The sequence below is a fragment of the Ferdinandcohnia sp. Marseille-Q9671 genome (genome assembly GCF_976954385.1).
The window spans coordinates 381,975-396,413 of record NZ_CDRJTA010000003.1; the positions used below are offsets into that span (position 1 = coordinate 381,975).

The 14,439-nt window shown below is 37.8% G+C and carries 14 protein-coding genes; 11 read left to right on the forward strand and 3 right to left on the reverse strand.

Features of this window, described 5'->3' with window-relative positions; translation table 11 throughout:
• Positions 1–117: 117 nt before the first annotated feature.
• Positions 118–1,155 carry a TRAP transporter substrate-binding protein gene (locus tag ACWNMY_RS14485; protein WP_449538974.1) on the reverse strand — a complete coding sequence of 346 codons (1,038 nt, stop codon included), beginning with the start codon at positions 1,153–1,155 and terminating at the stop codon, positions 118–120.
• A gap of 474 nt (positions 1,156–1,629) precedes the next feature.
• On the opposite strand from ACWNMY_RS14485, the gene nhaC reads away from it, so the two are divergent.
• Together nhaC and ACWNMY_RS14495 are read left to right on the forward strand one after the other, a co-directional pair.
• On the forward strand, positions 1,630–3,048 hold the full coding sequence (nhaC, locus tag ACWNMY_RS14490; protein ID WP_449538975.1) for a Na+/H+ antiporter NhaC: 1,419 nt from the start codon (positions 1,630–1,632) through the stop codon (positions 3,046–3,048).
• Positions 3,049–3,252: 204 nt separating this feature from the next.
• Positions 3,253–3,495, forward strand: a complete 243-nt coding sequence (locus ACWNMY_RS14495; protein WP_449538976.1) for a hypothetical protein — start codon at positions 3,253–3,255, stop codon at positions 3,493–3,495.
• 145 nt (positions 3,496–3,640) lie between these two features.
• Here the strand turns inward: ACWNMY_RS14495 and ACWNMY_RS14500 are convergent, their stop codons facing one another.
• Positions 3,641–5,860 (reverse strand): PQQ-dependent dehydrogenase, methanol/ethanol family, encoded by a 2,220-nt coding sequence (locus ACWNMY_RS14500; protein ID WP_449538977.1) that lies wholly within the window; start codon positions 5,858–5,860, stop codon positions 3,641–3,643.
• Positions 5,861–6,114: 254 nt separating this feature from the next.
• Between ACWNMY_RS14500 and ACWNMY_RS14505 the strand changes: the two genes are divergently transcribed.
• The gene (locus ACWNMY_RS14505) at positions 6,115–6,678 is read left to right on the forward strand and encodes a tyrosine-type recombinase/integrase (RefSeq protein ID WP_449538978.1); all 564 of its coding nucleotides are present in this window, start codon (positions 6,115–6,117) and stop codon (positions 6,676–6,678) included.
• Positions 6,679–6,768: 90 nt separating this feature from the next.
• Here the strand turns inward: ACWNMY_RS14505 and ACWNMY_RS14510 are convergent, their stop codons facing one another.
• Positions 6,769–7,458, reverse strand: a complete 690-nt coding sequence (locus ACWNMY_RS14510) for a universal stress protein (protein ID WP_449538979.1) — start codon at positions 7,456–7,458, stop codon at positions 6,769–6,771.
• A gap of 270 nt (positions 7,459–7,728) precedes the next feature.
• Between ACWNMY_RS14510 and ACWNMY_RS14515 the strand changes: the two genes are divergently transcribed.
• From ACWNMY_RS14515 to ACWNMY_RS14550, 8 genes are all read left to right on the forward strand, one after another.
• Positions 7,729–10,146 (forward strand): Na+/H+ antiporter subunit A, encoded by a 2,418-nt coding sequence (locus tag ACWNMY_RS14515; protein WP_449538980.1) that lies wholly within the window; start codon positions 7,729–7,731, stop codon positions 10,144–10,146.
• The gene (locus ACWNMY_RS14520; protein ID WP_449538981.1) at positions 10,130–10,555 is read left to right on the forward strand and encodes a Na(+)/H(+) antiporter subunit B; all 426 of its coding nucleotides are present in this window, start codon (positions 10,130–10,132) and stop codon (positions 10,553–10,555) included. The genes ACWNMY_RS14515 and ACWNMY_RS14520 overlap by 17 nt, the downstream gene beginning before the upstream one ends.
• Positions 10,555–10,893: a Na(+)/H(+) antiporter subunit C gene (locus ACWNMY_RS14525; RefSeq protein ID WP_449538982.1), complete on the forward strand. Its 339-nt coding sequence runs from the start codon at positions 10,555–10,557 to the stop codon at positions 10,891–10,893. The genes ACWNMY_RS14520 and ACWNMY_RS14525 overlap by 1 nt, the downstream gene beginning before the upstream one ends.
• Positions 10,886–12,376, forward strand: a complete 1,491-nt coding sequence (locus ACWNMY_RS14530) for a Na+/H+ antiporter subunit D (RefSeq protein ID WP_449538983.1) — start codon at positions 10,886–10,888, stop codon at positions 12,374–12,376. Before ACWNMY_RS14525 ends, ACWNMY_RS14530 begins: the two co-directional genes overlap by 8 nt.
• A gap of 41 nt (positions 12,377–12,417) precedes the next feature.
• Complete coding sequence (locus ACWNMY_RS14535) at positions 12,418–12,897, forward strand: Na+/H+ antiporter subunit E (RefSeq protein WP_449538984.1); 480 nt, start codon at positions 12,418–12,420, stop codon at positions 12,895–12,897.
• Positions 12,894–13,181, forward strand: a complete 288-nt coding sequence (locus ACWNMY_RS14540; RefSeq protein WP_449538985.1) for a Na(+)/H(+) antiporter subunit F1 — start codon at positions 12,894–12,896, stop codon at positions 13,179–13,181. The genes ACWNMY_RS14535 and ACWNMY_RS14540 overlap by 4 nt, the downstream gene beginning before the upstream one ends.
• Entirely contained in the window at positions 13,156–13,533 is a 378-nt protein-coding gene (mnhG, locus tag ACWNMY_RS14545) for a monovalent cation/H(+) antiporter subunit G (RefSeq protein ID WP_449538986.1), read from the forward strand. Before ACWNMY_RS14540 ends, mnhG begins: the two co-directional genes overlap by 26 nt.
• A 301-nt stretch (positions 13,534–13,834) precedes the next feature.
• Positions 13,835–14,371 carry a ribonuclease H-like YkuK family protein gene (locus tag ACWNMY_RS14550; RefSeq protein WP_449538987.1) on the forward strand — a complete coding sequence of 179 codons (537 nt, stop codon included), beginning with the start codon at positions 13,835–13,837 and terminating at the stop codon, positions 14,369–14,371.
• Positions 14,372–14,439: the final 68 nt, after the last annotated feature.

Consider the following 14,439-nt stretch of genomic DNA (forward strand, 5'->3'; position numbering starts at 1 on the left):
TTTTAGAAAAACGTCTCACCCGCCGGAGGCTTTAACAATATTCACTGGGGGATAACCCACTGAATATTGTTAAAAAAACTTGGATTGTGCTAAGCACATCCCAAGTTTTAAATTAAATTAATTGCCGTTTAAGATTGCTTCGATATTCTCTTTACCAAAGTCAGCTTCATATTTTTCATATACAGACTGGATAGCGTCACGGAATGGCTGAACATCAACTTCTTCAATTACTTCCATGCCATTGTCTTTTACAACTTGTAACGAATCAGTATCTGCTTTTGTGCTGAGTTCACGAACTTTGTCTCCAGCAGTTTTTGCTTCTTCCTTAAGAATATCTTGGTATTCGCTTGGTAGTGTATCCCAAACAGTCTTACTAAACATAACCACTGCGGGTGAGTAGATATGTCCTGTTAATGTCATGTACGTTTGATTTGCATCAAACAGTTTATAGGTATCTGCAATAATTAGTGGATTTTCCTGTGCATCAACAACCCCTTGTTGAAGAGCAGTAAGAGCCTCGTTCCAAGCCATTGGTGTTGGTTGAGCACCAAGTGCATTAAATGCATCAAGGTGAATCTGGTTTTCTTGTGTACGAATTTTTAAGCCTTTTAAGTCTTCAGGTTTTGTGATTGGGTGTTTGCTATTTGTAATATGACGGAACCCATTTTCAGCCCAAGCAAGTCCAACAAGTCCAACATTCTCTAAGTTCGAAAGAAGACCTTGTCCAACTTCTCCATCAAGTACACTGTATGCATGTTCTCTTGATTCAAATAAGAAAGGTAAATCAACAATTCCTATTTGAGGATCAAAGTTAGCAATCGGTGCTGTTGATGAAATTGACATATCAGCTGTTCCTAGAGTAAGTGCTTCTGTTAATTCTCTTTCTGCACCTAATTGGTTTAATGGGAAGATTTCAATTGTAACCTTTCCATCAGTACGTTCCTTTACATTTTCAGCTAAATCTAATAATGCAAGATGATAAGGGTGTTCCTCTGTTTGAGAATGCCCTGCCTTAAATGTGAATGATTGTCCTTCTTCTTTGCTATCCTTCGATGAAGAATCGCCTTCACTATTGGATTCTGTACCTCCACATGCTGCTAAAACTAAAGCGAGCACTAAAAAGAGTACCATCCAGGAAAGTTTTCTGCCTTTCATAATAAAGCCCCCTATTTTCTGAAAATTAACTAGATATTGAACAATTATATCACCTTTTTTTCATTTTTCTACAATATTTTGTGTTTTTCGATAATTATTTTTAGGGGAGTGAAGCGGAGAAGCATTCGCGCTTAAAAGTATGCAATCGCTTACTCGTATAGTGTACTAGGCTATTAACAGTCGTGTGATTCGATAAACTGTAACGATATTAATGTTGGATTTTTAAGCATTTTCTACAATATAGTCGTATTTCTATGTATTTTTTCTTTAGCTCCCCCTAATCGTGAATCCTCCCAATATATCCTGGTATATGCCAAAATACTCGAATTTACTGAAAATTTTAAATGTAGTATTATAGTTATATACCTTTTCGATAGGTGTACCCGATTTATACAAGTCCGCATGTCATCCCCGTCTAATCTAACTATCTATTGATAATCTCAAAATAAAAAATGAATAATAAGGAGTGATTTGTTGGAAACCGATACGATTAGAAAACCTTCATTTATGTATGCATTATCAATGCTACTGGCAGCAGTTGTTGTGATCTCAGTAGGTATACTAGTATTTGATGTACCGATTCAAATTCTGATGTTTATCAGCATTCTTGTTTTAATGCCCTTTATGATGGGCCTGGGTTTCAGCTATAAACAAGTTGAAAAATCGATGATACGATCGATGAGTAAGGCATTACAGCCTGGACTGATATTATTAACCGTCGGCATTTTAATCGGCGCATGGATCGCCTCTGGTACTGTCCCAACACTCATAACATTTGGGATTAATGCAATTTCTCCTCAATTCTTTTTAGTGACTACCTTGCTTTTCTGTTCACTTGTTTCCGTAGCTACAGGTACTTCTTGGGGAACAATTGGTACAGCGGGAATTGCAATGATGGGGGTAGGTACCACATTAGGGATACCGATGGGACTAACTGCGGGGGCAATTGTAAGTGGAGCTTATTTTGGAGATAAGTTATCGCCATTATCTGATTCTACCAATTTAGCACCAGCTGTTACCGGTGGTGAACTTTTTGCACATATCAAGCATATGCTGTGGACAACAATTCCGGCTTATATTGGTACCGCGATAATTTTCACGATAATTGGCTTGAACTTTAATGTAGGAACGGTGGATGCAGCAACGGTTAACGAGTTAACCGCTTATTTGGGAGAGACATTTCAACTTGGTATTGTACCGCTAATTCCAATTATTGTGCTTGTAACTTTGTTAATGCTTAAGAAACCGGCGATTCCTTCTATTTTTATAGGGGCTTTAGTTGGTGGTGTTGTGGCTATATTTTACCAGGGATTTAGTTTATCTGAGACAGTGAACATATTTTATAGTGGGTATCAAGTTGAATCTGGTATTGCAATGGTCGATAGTTTACTTCAACGTGGTGGGCTAACGAGTATGCTAGCATTAATTGCATTATTCTTGTTTGCCCTTGGTCTTGGTGGAATGCTGGCAGAGTCTGGTGTTTTGGAAGCATTAATCGCATCTTTTGCACACAAAATTAAACATACGGGTATGCTCGTATTTGTTACACTCATTGTGAGTTATATAACGCTTGCAATTGGTGGGTCAGTATACTTTTCGACCGTTATGGGTGGTACATTAATGAAACCTATATTTGACCGATTGAACTTGAAACCTGAAAATTTATCTCGAATATTAGAAGATGCTGGAACGCAAGGTACTGCACTCATACCATGGACGGGTAGTGGAATCTATACCGCAGCAGCACTGGGTGTTCCAACGTTAGTTTATCTTCCGTTTTGTTTCTTGGCTTTCCTTACACCAATTGTTTCCCTCTTTTATGGGATTACAGGGTTAACTATGACAAAAAAGGAGAAGCCAACTAAAGCAAAGATGAAGCCTGTTGAAGCGTAATTATATTTTAGGAGAACCCTCTATCCGGTGGATAGGGGTTTTTCGTTGTTTTGTGGCTTGGTTGATGAAATATTATATCTTTGGATTCCTCTAAGTAGGTGTAGCTTAAAAGTATGAAAAGTAATTGGTTCAAAAGTGCTAAGCAGATGTGGGATATGGATTCGAGCCAAGCTGGGGGAGGATTAAGTAGAAAAGTGGTGAGTTATGTCCAGGAGGAGGAGGATTAAAGATAAAAGTGGAAACGAAAAGGGCCGAATCATACCAAGATGGAGGGATAGTAAGTCAAAAGTGGAAACGGAAGAATCAGAATCGTGCCCAGATGGAGGGGAAGAAGTGAAAAATGGAAACGGAAGGATCAGAATCGTGCCCAGATGGAGGGTAAGAAGTGAAAAATGGAAACGGAAGAAACGAATCATCCAAGCTAGAGGAGAATCAAGTCAAAAGTGAAAACGCAAGTCCACGATTTCTGTTTACCCAATATGATGCAAAAAGGGTAACAATCCTGATAAGCCCATTGAAAAGCTGTATGTATTTATTTAAATAGAAGAAAAGGGAATCGTTGGTTGAACGATTCCCTTCCCATGTTTAGTCATTATTTGCCAAGACTTTGTAGATATTCTACTAATGCATCGATCTGTGCATCGTCTAACACACCTTCAAATGGAGGCATACCGGCACTACCTTGTTTGATTTGCTTAATTAATTGTTCTCTATCTTGGAGCATTTCGCTCTTCTGTAAGTTTGGTCCATTATGACCACCTTCACCGTTATCACCGTGACATGCTAGGCAGTTGTTTTTGTAAATATCAGCACCCTCATGTGCAGTTGATTTATCTCCTTCTTCAGCATCTTGTTTCTTATCTGTAGCAGAAGGATCGTTTGCTGTCGGTGATACGTTGATTTGATCTTCAGGTATATCTTCTAGTGATCCGAACTGACCTTCTAGTGAGAAGGTATAAATCTTGTCACCATGAGTTGTTCCTGCAAGTGAGTTACCGGCAGCAAAAATAGAGATATATTGTTTTCCGTCAATCTCATACGTTATTGGTGGTGCGTTTGCTCCTGCATCCATCATAAATTCCCATAATTCATCACCAGATGTTGCATCATATGCGATAATTCTTCCATCATTATGCCCTGTAAACAAGAGATCACCTTTAGTTGTTAACAACCCACTATAAGCAATCTGATCCCAATGTTTCTGCCATACGATTTTATTCGTTTTCACATCCATTGCTGTTACGACGCCGCGACCAGGTGAATTTGGTACTGGCTGCCAAACACTTCCAAGCCAGACCTCACCCTCTTTATAATTATTCGCCTCGTCTTCTTCACGATGTGAGAATGAGAAATACGTATCATTTGCCATTAGATAAAGTAGCTCAGTATTCGGGTTATACGCCGATGGTGGCCAGTTTGCTCCCCCTTGTGGCGATGGGCGTAATGTAACAAACTCCTCCCAGAATGGTGTAAAGATTTTACCTGTTATGCCCTTCCAATCTTCTGGGAAATCCTTTTTAACATCGTCCTCTGTTACCTCCTGAGGAATAAAAGCATCCCCTACAGGGTACGGCTGAGTGGCAGCTGTCTTTTGCCTTTCATCCTGAGGAACTGGTTTTTCTTCTATCCCAACAAGTGGCTCACCATTTGTACGGTCTAAAATATAGAGCCAACCTGTTTTTCCAGCTTGCGCAATTCCTTTTCTCGGCTTCCCTTCCATTTCTACATCAAATAGAACAACTGGGTTTGGTGCATCCATATCCCAAATATCATGATGAACTTCCTGGAAGTGCCATTTATATTCACCCGTTTCAGCGTCTAATGCTAGTACAGAATCGGAAAATAAGTTGTCACCTTCCCGTTTACTGCCATCTAGGTCTGGAGACGGATTACCAGTTGAAAAATAGATTAGTCCTAATTCTGGATCTATGGCTGGAGTTTGCCAAACAGCTGCTCCGCCTCTTTTCCAAGAATCATTGTCCTGTGGCCATGTGTCATGTCCAACTTCATCAGGTCCTGGGATGGTATGGAATCTCCACTTTTCCTCACCGTTCTCTGCGTCATAGGCTGCAACAAATCCTCGGATTCCATATTCGCCACCTGCGATTCCGGTGTATAACATTCCATTATAATAGAGAGGTGCACTTGTAATGGTATAACCTTTCTCCCAATCTTCAACCTTCGTTTCCCAAATAAATTCGCCAGTTTTTTGATCTAGAGCAATTAATCTCGCATCTAGAGCACCTATAAATACTTTACCATCTCCTAATGCAACACCACGACTTGTCCAGCCGCAGCAAACGGTATCTAAATTTGCAGCTAATTCAGGTCGGTATTCCCAAATTAACTCACCAGTTTTGGCATCGATGGCTTGTACATCATTGGCACCTGTAATGGTGAACATGACCCCATCATAGACGATAGGGGTAGCCTCACCGGAATATTTAAATTCGTAACCAGAGCCAAGACTTGTAACCCATTCGGCTTTTAATCCTTTTACATTTGATTTATTGATTCTGTCTAATGGAGAATAACGTCCATTAGATAGAGTTCCACCATGAGTAATCCAATTACCTGTTGGAGGAGTTGTTAAATCTTCTGCTGAAAATTTTGGAGCCACTTTTCCTGGGTACTCCTTATGTTGAACGGAAAAATGCTTTGAATCATTTTTTTCATTTTCATTGCCCTTGCTTTCATTTTCAACAGTAGGGTCCGTAGATTCCTCATTTCCAATATTTTGTGAAATGATAACCCCGGCACCGATGGCAATGGCAACAAGCAAACCAATAATAATCCATCCTAACTTGCTCATTCTTAGAAAAACTCCTTTCTCTTGTTAAATTTTTTTATGGTGATAATTGCTAGAATTATTTTTTATAATTTGCCCTGTCTTTAAATAAATTAATCTTTTTTTTGTCAGGATGATGACATTAGAAAAATAATAAAAAGTGTCGCTAGAGGTTATACTTTCTAAAATCAATTGTAAGCATAATTCTTGTCATGTTACTTAATCTGTGTTATTTTGTATTTATGTAACATTAGTAATGGTAGTAGGAGGATAAACCGATGGAGTTTGTCGATCCAATTAAGGACATAAACAGTATAAATGCTATCAAGGAAGTACTAAGAAAGCAGTCCCAAAGAGATTTATTACTATTTGTCTTTGGAATTAATACCGGGATAAAAGTAAGTGATTTACTTTCGTTACGTGTAGAGGACGTGAGGGATCATTCTGGTGTGAAGGAATTCCTTTATGTAAAAGATACGAACGGTGACGAAGAAAAAGCCTACTATTTAAACAATATGATTAAGCTTGAATTGGATACTTTTTTTCGTACACAAGAGTTTAAGGATAGTGATTACCTCTTCAAATCTAAAAAGGATAATCTGCCAATTTCTAGACAACAAGCTTACCGAATCATTCATAATGCAGCAAAAGAGGTAGGGATTCCAGGTAAAATTGGAATGCATACACTACGGAAGACCTTTGGTTACCATGCCTATCAAAAAGGAATTGCTATATCTATCTTAATGGATATCTATAATCATCACTCACCGTCAGAAACCTTGAAATATATAGGGATAGATAAGGAAGAAAAAAATGTAGTGAAAGTGGACGTAAATTTATAATTTTTAATTAGTAGAACTTTTTTAGTAAGCAAATGAACACCAGACGATTCAATATATACAAAAAACCTCCGCCTAAAAAGGCAGAGGATATTATAAAAAATCATTCGAGTCTATATTCGTGTTCATTTCAACATTAGTAAAATCAGATACGATATCCTCTTTCACTTGAACATTCAAAGTCTGCTGATCCTTCATAAATTTAAAAATACCATTGTTAAAGTCTGTACCGAATTCTTTGAAGAAGATACCTTCATAGATTACATCTTTCGTATGTTTGAAAATGAGTCTATAGTCATCATTCTCTTTAACGAGATAAGCACGAACACCTTTATCAAACTGCCCTTCTGGATTTTTTAAAAAGCGGGCTACCGAAATAATATGAAGATCAACAAAAGGAATTTCTCTAAGCAATGAGTTAATGATAGACCCCTTTGCAATTTGTTCCCATCGACTTTGTGCGGTTTGGCCAAGAATAATTTGAGTTATCTTCTTATCTCGCGCAACATCAGCAATAACCTTTGAAATAGGTCTCTTTTCATTGTCCTTAATAATAAAAGCATCAGCACTATGTTGATCGGCTAATTGCTTCCATCTCGTAATATAGTTAACCTTTTCAGGATCCAATTCATCAAAAGGCTTTGGATCTACGGTCAGGATATAAAGTGGACAATCTAGCATATTTGCGATCTTGCAACCACGTTGGATGAGACGTTCACCATTTGGACCATAATATACACAGACGAGTATGCTCTCATCCATTCGTTCCTTACTCAATTTCATTATTAACTCACCTCAAAGATTGATGTGAAATAGTAAGCCTTGGCACAGATTCATGTAGTCTTAATTCTTGTTTAAAAAAAGAATAGCCAAAGAAATTCACTTTATTTAGCTGTAATAATTTCAGCAAAAAACTCTAAATAACAGAAAGTAATTTTTACTACTTATCTATAAACTATGTATGACTATACCCCATGCTACAAAATGAGTCAATTGATTATGGCTATTTCCTTTAATTTGTAAATTTATCCGTTTATAAGGAGGCGATTCAACATGTATTGGATTCACTTTTCCATAATGGTACCGTTTATTTTTGCCTTATTTATTCCTTTCATATATAGAAAGTTTAATTCGCGTATACACACAGGCTGGTTTGTTTTCTTCGTACCACTTCTGATATTTGCTTATTTGGTAACTTTTATCCCCAAAATTGCAAACGGGGATACCTTTACAGCAAGTGTTGCATGGCTTCCTTCCTATAATATTAATTTTATCACTTATATTGATGGTCTAAGTTTAACGTTCGGATTATTAATTTCGGGAATTGGAGCCTTGGTTATCTTGTATTCGATCTACTATATGTCTAAAAAAAGAGAAGCGCTGCATAATTTCTATGTATATTTACTAATGTTCATGGGAGCAATGCTCGGATTAGTATTTTCGGATAATATCATTGTTTTATATGTATTTTGGGAAATGACAAGTGTATCTTCCTTCCTTTTAATTGCGTATTGGTATGAGCGAGAAAAATCACGATATGGTGCCCAAAAATCTATGCTTATTACGATTTTTGGTGGATTAGCTATGCTAGCAGGTCTTATCATGGTCTCAAGCATGACCGGTACCTATAGCATTCGAGAAATGCTCGAAAACGTAGAGACGATTACTTCAAATCATTTGTTTGTTCCTGCTATGATTTTACTTTTAATCGGAGCATTTACAAAATCTGCTCAGTTTCCATTCAGCATTTGGCTTCCTGATGCAATGGAAGCACCTACCCCAATAAGTGCATATCTACACTCAGCGACAATGGTAAAAGCGGGGATCTATTTAGTTGCAAGATTGACACCCATTTTCGGTGGTTCTTCTGTTTGGTTTGGGTTGGTTTCAGGAATTGGACTTATCACATTAATATATGGTTCGATTACTGCTGTAAGGCAAACAGACTTAAAAGCGCTTTTAGCTTATTCGACGATTAGTCAGCTTGGATTAATCATGAGCCTACTTGGACTGGGATCCGCAGCTATGTATTTCGGATTAGGAGATGAAACAGCTGTATATGGCGCAGCAGTTCTAGCTGCCATTTTTCACATGGTAAATCACTCGACTTTTAAGGGATGTCTTTTTATGGTGGTTGGAATAATTGACCATGAAACAGGGACACGTGATATTCGTAGACTTGGTGGTCTTATCCATCTCATGCCTATTTCTTTTACTCTAACAGTAATAGGTAGCTTCTCGATGGCAGGACTACCTCCGTTTAATGGATTCTTAAGTAAAGAGATGTTCTTTACTGCTGTCGTAAATGCTTCAAAGATGAACATCTTTCACTTGGAGACGGTTGGTATACTCATTCCAATTGTAGCTTGGGTAGCCAGTGTTTTTACCTTTGTGTATTGTATGATCCTCGTATTTAAAACATTTATAGGGAAGTATAGGCTTGGAAGTGATAGGGTCGTACATGAAGCCCCAATTGGGATGCTTATTTCTCCACTTATTCTAGGATCGCTAGTACTTATTGTTTTCTTTTTCCCTAATTTACTTTCGAACTATTTACTAAAACCAGCACTTACCTCTATATTACCAAGCCTTTCTGAAGCGGAAGTGCTAGAGTTGAAAATTAGTGCATGGCATGGGTGGAACATAGAATTGTGGATGACGATTGGGGTAGTTATTTTAGGTGCATTCCTCTATCTAAATATTAGAAAATGGTACCGAATATATTTGGCATACCCTCAGTCACTTACGCTAAATAACTTTTATAATTCCAGTATAGAGAAGGCGGAGAACTTCTCTGAGGCTTTTACTGATTTTTACATGACAGGCTTTATCCGTGATTATATTGTGTATATATTTGGCTTTATCATCCTTCTTGTTGGAGGATCAATTTGGCTTTTTGATGGTGTATCATTTGATTCCTCAACTGACGCACCTGTAACTTTATTTGAAATGGCAATCATGCTTGTCGCTGTCGTATCGGCTGTGACGGTACTATTTTCTAAATCAAGAATTACTTCCATTGTTGCAGTGGGGGCACTTGGATTCTTAGTTTCATTTTTCTTTGTTTTATTTCGAGCTCCGGATTTAGCATTAACTCAATTAGTTGTAGAAACGGTAACTACAGCATTGTTCTTATTGTGTTTTTATCATTTACCCAGAATGCGTAAGGAGATTAGTCGGATTCCGTTCAAGCTTTCGAATGCTATTATTTCGATTGGAGCTGGAGCAGTTGTAACAATTGTTGCTTTGTCAGTAAATGGAAATCGCCTTTTTGATTCCATTTCGACATACTATGAGAATTCCTACGAATTAGCTGGTGCAAAGAATATTGTAAATGCAATCCTCGTAGATTTCCGTGGGATAGATACGATGCTAGAGATCCTCGTATTAACCATTGCAGGACTAGGAGTATATTCATTAATTAAACTACGATTAGCTAAGGAGGAGGGTCAGAATGAAGGAGCCGAATGATGTCATCATTAGAAGTGTAACGAAAGTTGCTGTTATTATTATCTTTACATTTGCTATTAACCTTTTTGTTTCTGGCCATCATCATCCGGGCGGTGGATTCATTGGTGGGTTGACCTTCTCAGCTGCACTCGTGTTACTGTTCTTGACCTTCGACATTGAGACAGTTCGTAAAAACCTTCCCCTTGATTTTAAGGTGGTTGCGGCAATTGGAGTTTTAATAGCAGTTGGTACTGGATTGGGAAGCTTGCTTTTTGATGCACCATTTTTAACACAAACCTTTGGTTATTTTGAACTTCCGGTCTTCGGAAAGACAGAGTTAGCAACAGCGGTTTTATTTGACGTAGGCGTTGCCCTGGCAGTCATTGGAACTTCGCTCACAATTATAATGAGTATTGGTGATGATCGATAATGGAAACTCTTATGTCTATTCTAGTTGGAATTTTGTTTGCTATCGGAATTTATCTTATTTTATCTAAAACTCTATTACGAATCATTTTAGGAACTTCTATATTAGGCCATGGAGTGAATTTACTTATTATAACCATGGGGGGATTAAAAAAAGGTGGACCTCCATTACTTGGGATAGATGGTTTGTCATATGCCGATTCACTGCCACAAGCTCTATTATTAACTGCGATTGTAATCAATTTCGCAACAACAGCTCTATTTTTAGTGCTAAGTTACCGTGCATATAAGGAATTGGGTACAGATAATACGGAGCAATTGAGAGGTAAAAACGATGGATAATTTAGTCATATTTCCAATTGTCATTCCGATCATATTAGGGATGATAATGGTTATTTTTCGAAAAAATATAAAATTACAGAGAATGATTAGTGTCATTGCAACTACTGCAATAGGTATTGTATCTGTATGTATGATTCAACAAATCAGAACAGAGGGGATTCAGGTTCTCCATTTAGGTGGCTGGGAAGCGCCATTTGGGGTCAGCATGGTGGCAGATATGCTATCGGCGATTTTGGTCTTGGTAACAAGTATTGTAACGTTATGTTGTTTATTATATTCGTTTCGCACAATCGGGAAAGAAAGAGAGTCATTTTATTTTTATCCGTTATTTTTATTCTTGCTAACTGGGGTGAATGGTTCTTTCCTAACTGGAGATATTTTTAATTTGTTTGTGTGCTTTGAGGTAATGCTGGTATCTTCCTATGTATTAATTTCACTAGGTGGTACAAAAATTCAGTTACGGGAATCTATAAAATATATTTTGGTCAATTTGATCTCATCTTTTTTATTTTTAGTAGCAGTAGCTTATCTATATGCAATGGTGGGAACTTTGAATCTTGCTCACTTATCCGTTCGAATTGCTGAAGTTGGGCAAGACGGAGTTATGACGACTGTAGCTATTCTTTTCTTACTTGTTTTTAGTTTGAAAGCTGGTTTGTTACTATTCTTTTGGTTACCAGGTTCTTATAGTGCGCCTCCAACAGCGATTGCAGCACTCTTTGCAGCGCTGTTAACGAAGGTCGGGATTTACGCCATTATAAGAGTGTTCACACTTGTTTTTTATCATGAACCTGGGATTACACATCTATTGATAGGTATATTAGCCGCACTAACCATGCTTCTTGGCGCAATAGGTGCGGTTGCATATTGGGATATTAAAAGGATCATTACCTACAATGTCGTTGTGGGTGTAGGGTTCATCTTAGCAGGTGTTGCCTCTTTTACGACGGCAGGTATGACTGGCTCTCTCTACTATTTGATCCACGATATGATTGTGAAGGCACTTATTTTTCTACTGGCTGGCACCATTATTCATGTAGCGGGCTCAAGTAATCTAAGGGAGTTTAGTGGTCTCATGAGGTTGCATCCCCAATTTGGGTGGATGTTTTTCATTGCTGCCTTGTCGCTTTCCGGCATTCCACCTCTAAGTGGATTTTTAGGGAAAATTTTTATCACAGAAGGTACATTTGAAACAGGATATTTTTGGTTAGGTGGAATAGGTCTGCTTACAAGCTTGATGGTCCTGTATTCGATTATGAAAATATTTATGAATGGTTTCTGGGGTTATACAGAAGTACCAGAAGAGAAGGAAGAAGAGACTACAAAGGGAATGCTACTGCCTATGGGAATCCTTACCTTTTTGACGATTTTCTTGGGGGTAGGTACGGAAGCGATTAGTGAGTATGTAGATCTTGCAGTTGAAGTCATCATGAATCCAAGTATCTATATTGAAGCCGTCCTCGGTAGTGCATTTGTTGAATAAATGAATATGTGAATCTTTAGTTATAGAAAGGGGTGGTAGTCATGCCCATGCAGGTGTTAATCAATTTGTTCATTGGTGTCATATGGATGTTCTTACAGGATAATTGGTCTGTTTTAACCTTTTTTAGTGGATATTTGTTTGGATTAATCGTGCTTTTTATTTTGCGAAGGTACTTTCCACACCAATTTTATTTAATAACCTTACTTGCAATACTCAAACTATTTTTTGTATTCATCCATGAATTGTTTACTTCCAGCGTCTTAGTGGTGAAACAAGTTTTACGTCCAAAGATAAATATTACGCCTGGCATATTCACCTTGGAAACAGATTTGGAAGGGGACCTGGAAATAACCTTGCTTGCCATGCTATTAACCTTAACTCCTGGTTCGGTTGTTGTTGAGGTATCTCACGATGAGAAAAAGTTTTATATCCATGCTATGGATATTCCAGAATCAAGTGATGCAGTTTTACGATCACAAGTGAAATTTGAAGCGGCGATTAAGAGGGTGACTCGGTTATGATAGAAACAATTTTGATAATTTCGTTGTGTTTTCTTACTTTCTCCATCTTTGCAACTATTTATCGTCTGGTGAAGGGACCATCGGCACCGGATCGAGTTCAAGCACTCGATGTATTAGGAATTAATATTATTTCAGGAGTTGCAATTTTTTCGGTATTTATGAGAAACACCGGTTTTTTTGAAGTAATCCTATTAATTGGTATTCTGTCGTTTATAGGTACCATTTCATTTGCGTCATTTATGGAAAGAGGTGTGGTCATTGAACGACGTAAACAATCCGATTGAGGTAATTGAAGTACTTGCCGTCCTCTCTATTCTAGTAGGAACCATTTTTAGCTTCTTTAGTTCAATTGGGTTAATTCGTTTGCCTGATGTATATACACGCTCTCACGCAGCTTCGAAGAGTTCAACCATTGGGGTGTTGTTTACATTAGTAGGGACGTTTCTTTTTTTCATATTAGAAGGCTATTTTAGTATTCGTTTATTTTTAGGAATCTTATTCGTATTTCTAACGGCTCCCGTTGCAGCACATGTTATTGTCCGTTCAGCATACCGCTCAAAGGTCCCTCTCGCCAAAGAAAGTGTGCAGGACGACTTAAAAGGAGTTATTGAGATTGAAGGGGAGAGGGAGCAGTAAACAGCCTCGAAAAAAATGTCTAATCCATTAGCAGTTCGGGATTAGGCATTTTTTTGTATATGTTAAATCGTTACATATCTTATTTTTATGTGTTCTAGAATTTTAGGAATCTAGTTTAAAATTTAAAAGGTGAAAATGGGTAAAACAGATAATCAAAACCGAGGTAATATAGCGTGTTTCCCTATTAAGACATCTGATTTTTGTATCAATTCATCATTTAACACACATTATTATATTCTCGGTCATAAACTGTATAAAAAGCAGGTCAATCCTCTGACCGGGAAAGTTGTGATCTGAATTTATGAAAAACAATTCAAACAATCACTACTTATTTAAAAATTTGAAGGAAAAACGAATCTCATTTGAACGGGTTTTTGAGCATATAACAGAGTTTATGCAATCCCAACCTAGTGGGAAATTCAGGCTCATCATTGGTACTGACTCTCAGGTACATCCAAGGCAGACTACCTTTATAACAGGAATTGTGATACTTAATGAAGGAAAAGGTGTGTGGGCATGTATCCGAAAAGTGGTTATCCCGAGAAGAATGGATCATTTGCATGAGCGAATTTCCTATGAACTATCGTTATCTGAGGAAATTGTTTCATTATTTACAGAGGAAAAAAAGACTCAACTCATTGATATTGTGCTGCCGCATGTATACGAAGGTGCCTCATTTACAATGGAAGGGCATATAGATATCGGCGCAGGGAAAAGGAACAAAACACGAGAATTTGTGCAGGAAATGGTCACAAGGATGGAAGCGGTCGGAGTTGAACCAAAAATCAAACCGAATGCTTTCGTAGCCTCTTCCTATGCAAACCGTTATACGAAGTAAAACGGAATCGGTGCCTGGCACCCAGTGTAATTTCGACACTGGGAATCAGGCACCGATTTTTTCAGAGT

Excerpts from the sequence above, each read along its gene's own strand:
- ACWNMY_RS14485 (WP_449538974.1), bottom strand. The coding sequence starts at position 1,155 with ATGAAAGGCAGAAAACTTTCCTGGATGGTACTCTTTTTAGTGCTCGCT.
- ACWNMY_RS14495 (WP_449538976.1), top strand. The coding sequence starts at position 3,253 with ATGTCCAGGAGGAGGAGGATTAAAGATAAAAGTGGAAACGAAAAGGGC.
- ACWNMY_RS14500 (WP_449538977.1), bottom strand. The coding sequence starts at position 5,860 with ATGAGCAAGTTAGGATGGATTATTATTGGTTTGCTTGTTGCCATTGCC.
- ACWNMY_RS14505 (WP_449538978.1), top strand. The coding sequence starts at position 6,115 with ATGGAGTTTGTCGATCCAATTAAGGACATAAACAGTATAAATGCTATC.
- ACWNMY_RS14510 (WP_449538979.1), bottom strand. The coding sequence starts at position 7,458 with ATGAAATTGAGTAAGGAACGAATGGATGAGAGCATACTCGTCTGTGTA.
- ACWNMY_RS14515 (WP_449538980.1), top strand. The coding sequence starts at position 7,729 with ATGTATTGGATTCACTTTTCCATAATGGTACCGTTTATTTTTGCCTTA.
- ACWNMY_RS14520 (WP_449538981.1), top strand. The coding sequence starts at position 10,130 with ATGAAGGAGCCGAATGATGTCATCATTAGAAGTGTAACGAAAGTTGCT.
- ACWNMY_RS14525 (WP_449538982.1), top strand. The coding sequence starts at position 10,555 with ATGGAAACTCTTATGTCTATTCTAGTTGGAATTTTGTTTGCTATCGGA.
- ACWNMY_RS14530 (WP_449538983.1), top strand. The coding sequence starts at position 10,886 with ATGGATAATTTAGTCATATTTCCAATTGTCATTCCGATCATATTAGGG.
- ACWNMY_RS14535 (WP_449538984.1), top strand. The coding sequence starts at position 12,418 with ATGCCCATGCAGGTGTTAATCAATTTGTTCATTGGTGTCATATGGATG.
- ACWNMY_RS14540 (WP_449538985.1), top strand. The coding sequence starts at position 12,894 with ATGATAGAAACAATTTTGATAATTTCGTTGTGTTTTCTTACTTTCTCC.
- ACWNMY_RS14550 (WP_449538987.1), top strand. The coding sequence starts at position 13,835 with ATGAAAAACAATTCAAACAATCACTACTTATTTAAAAATTTGAAGGAA.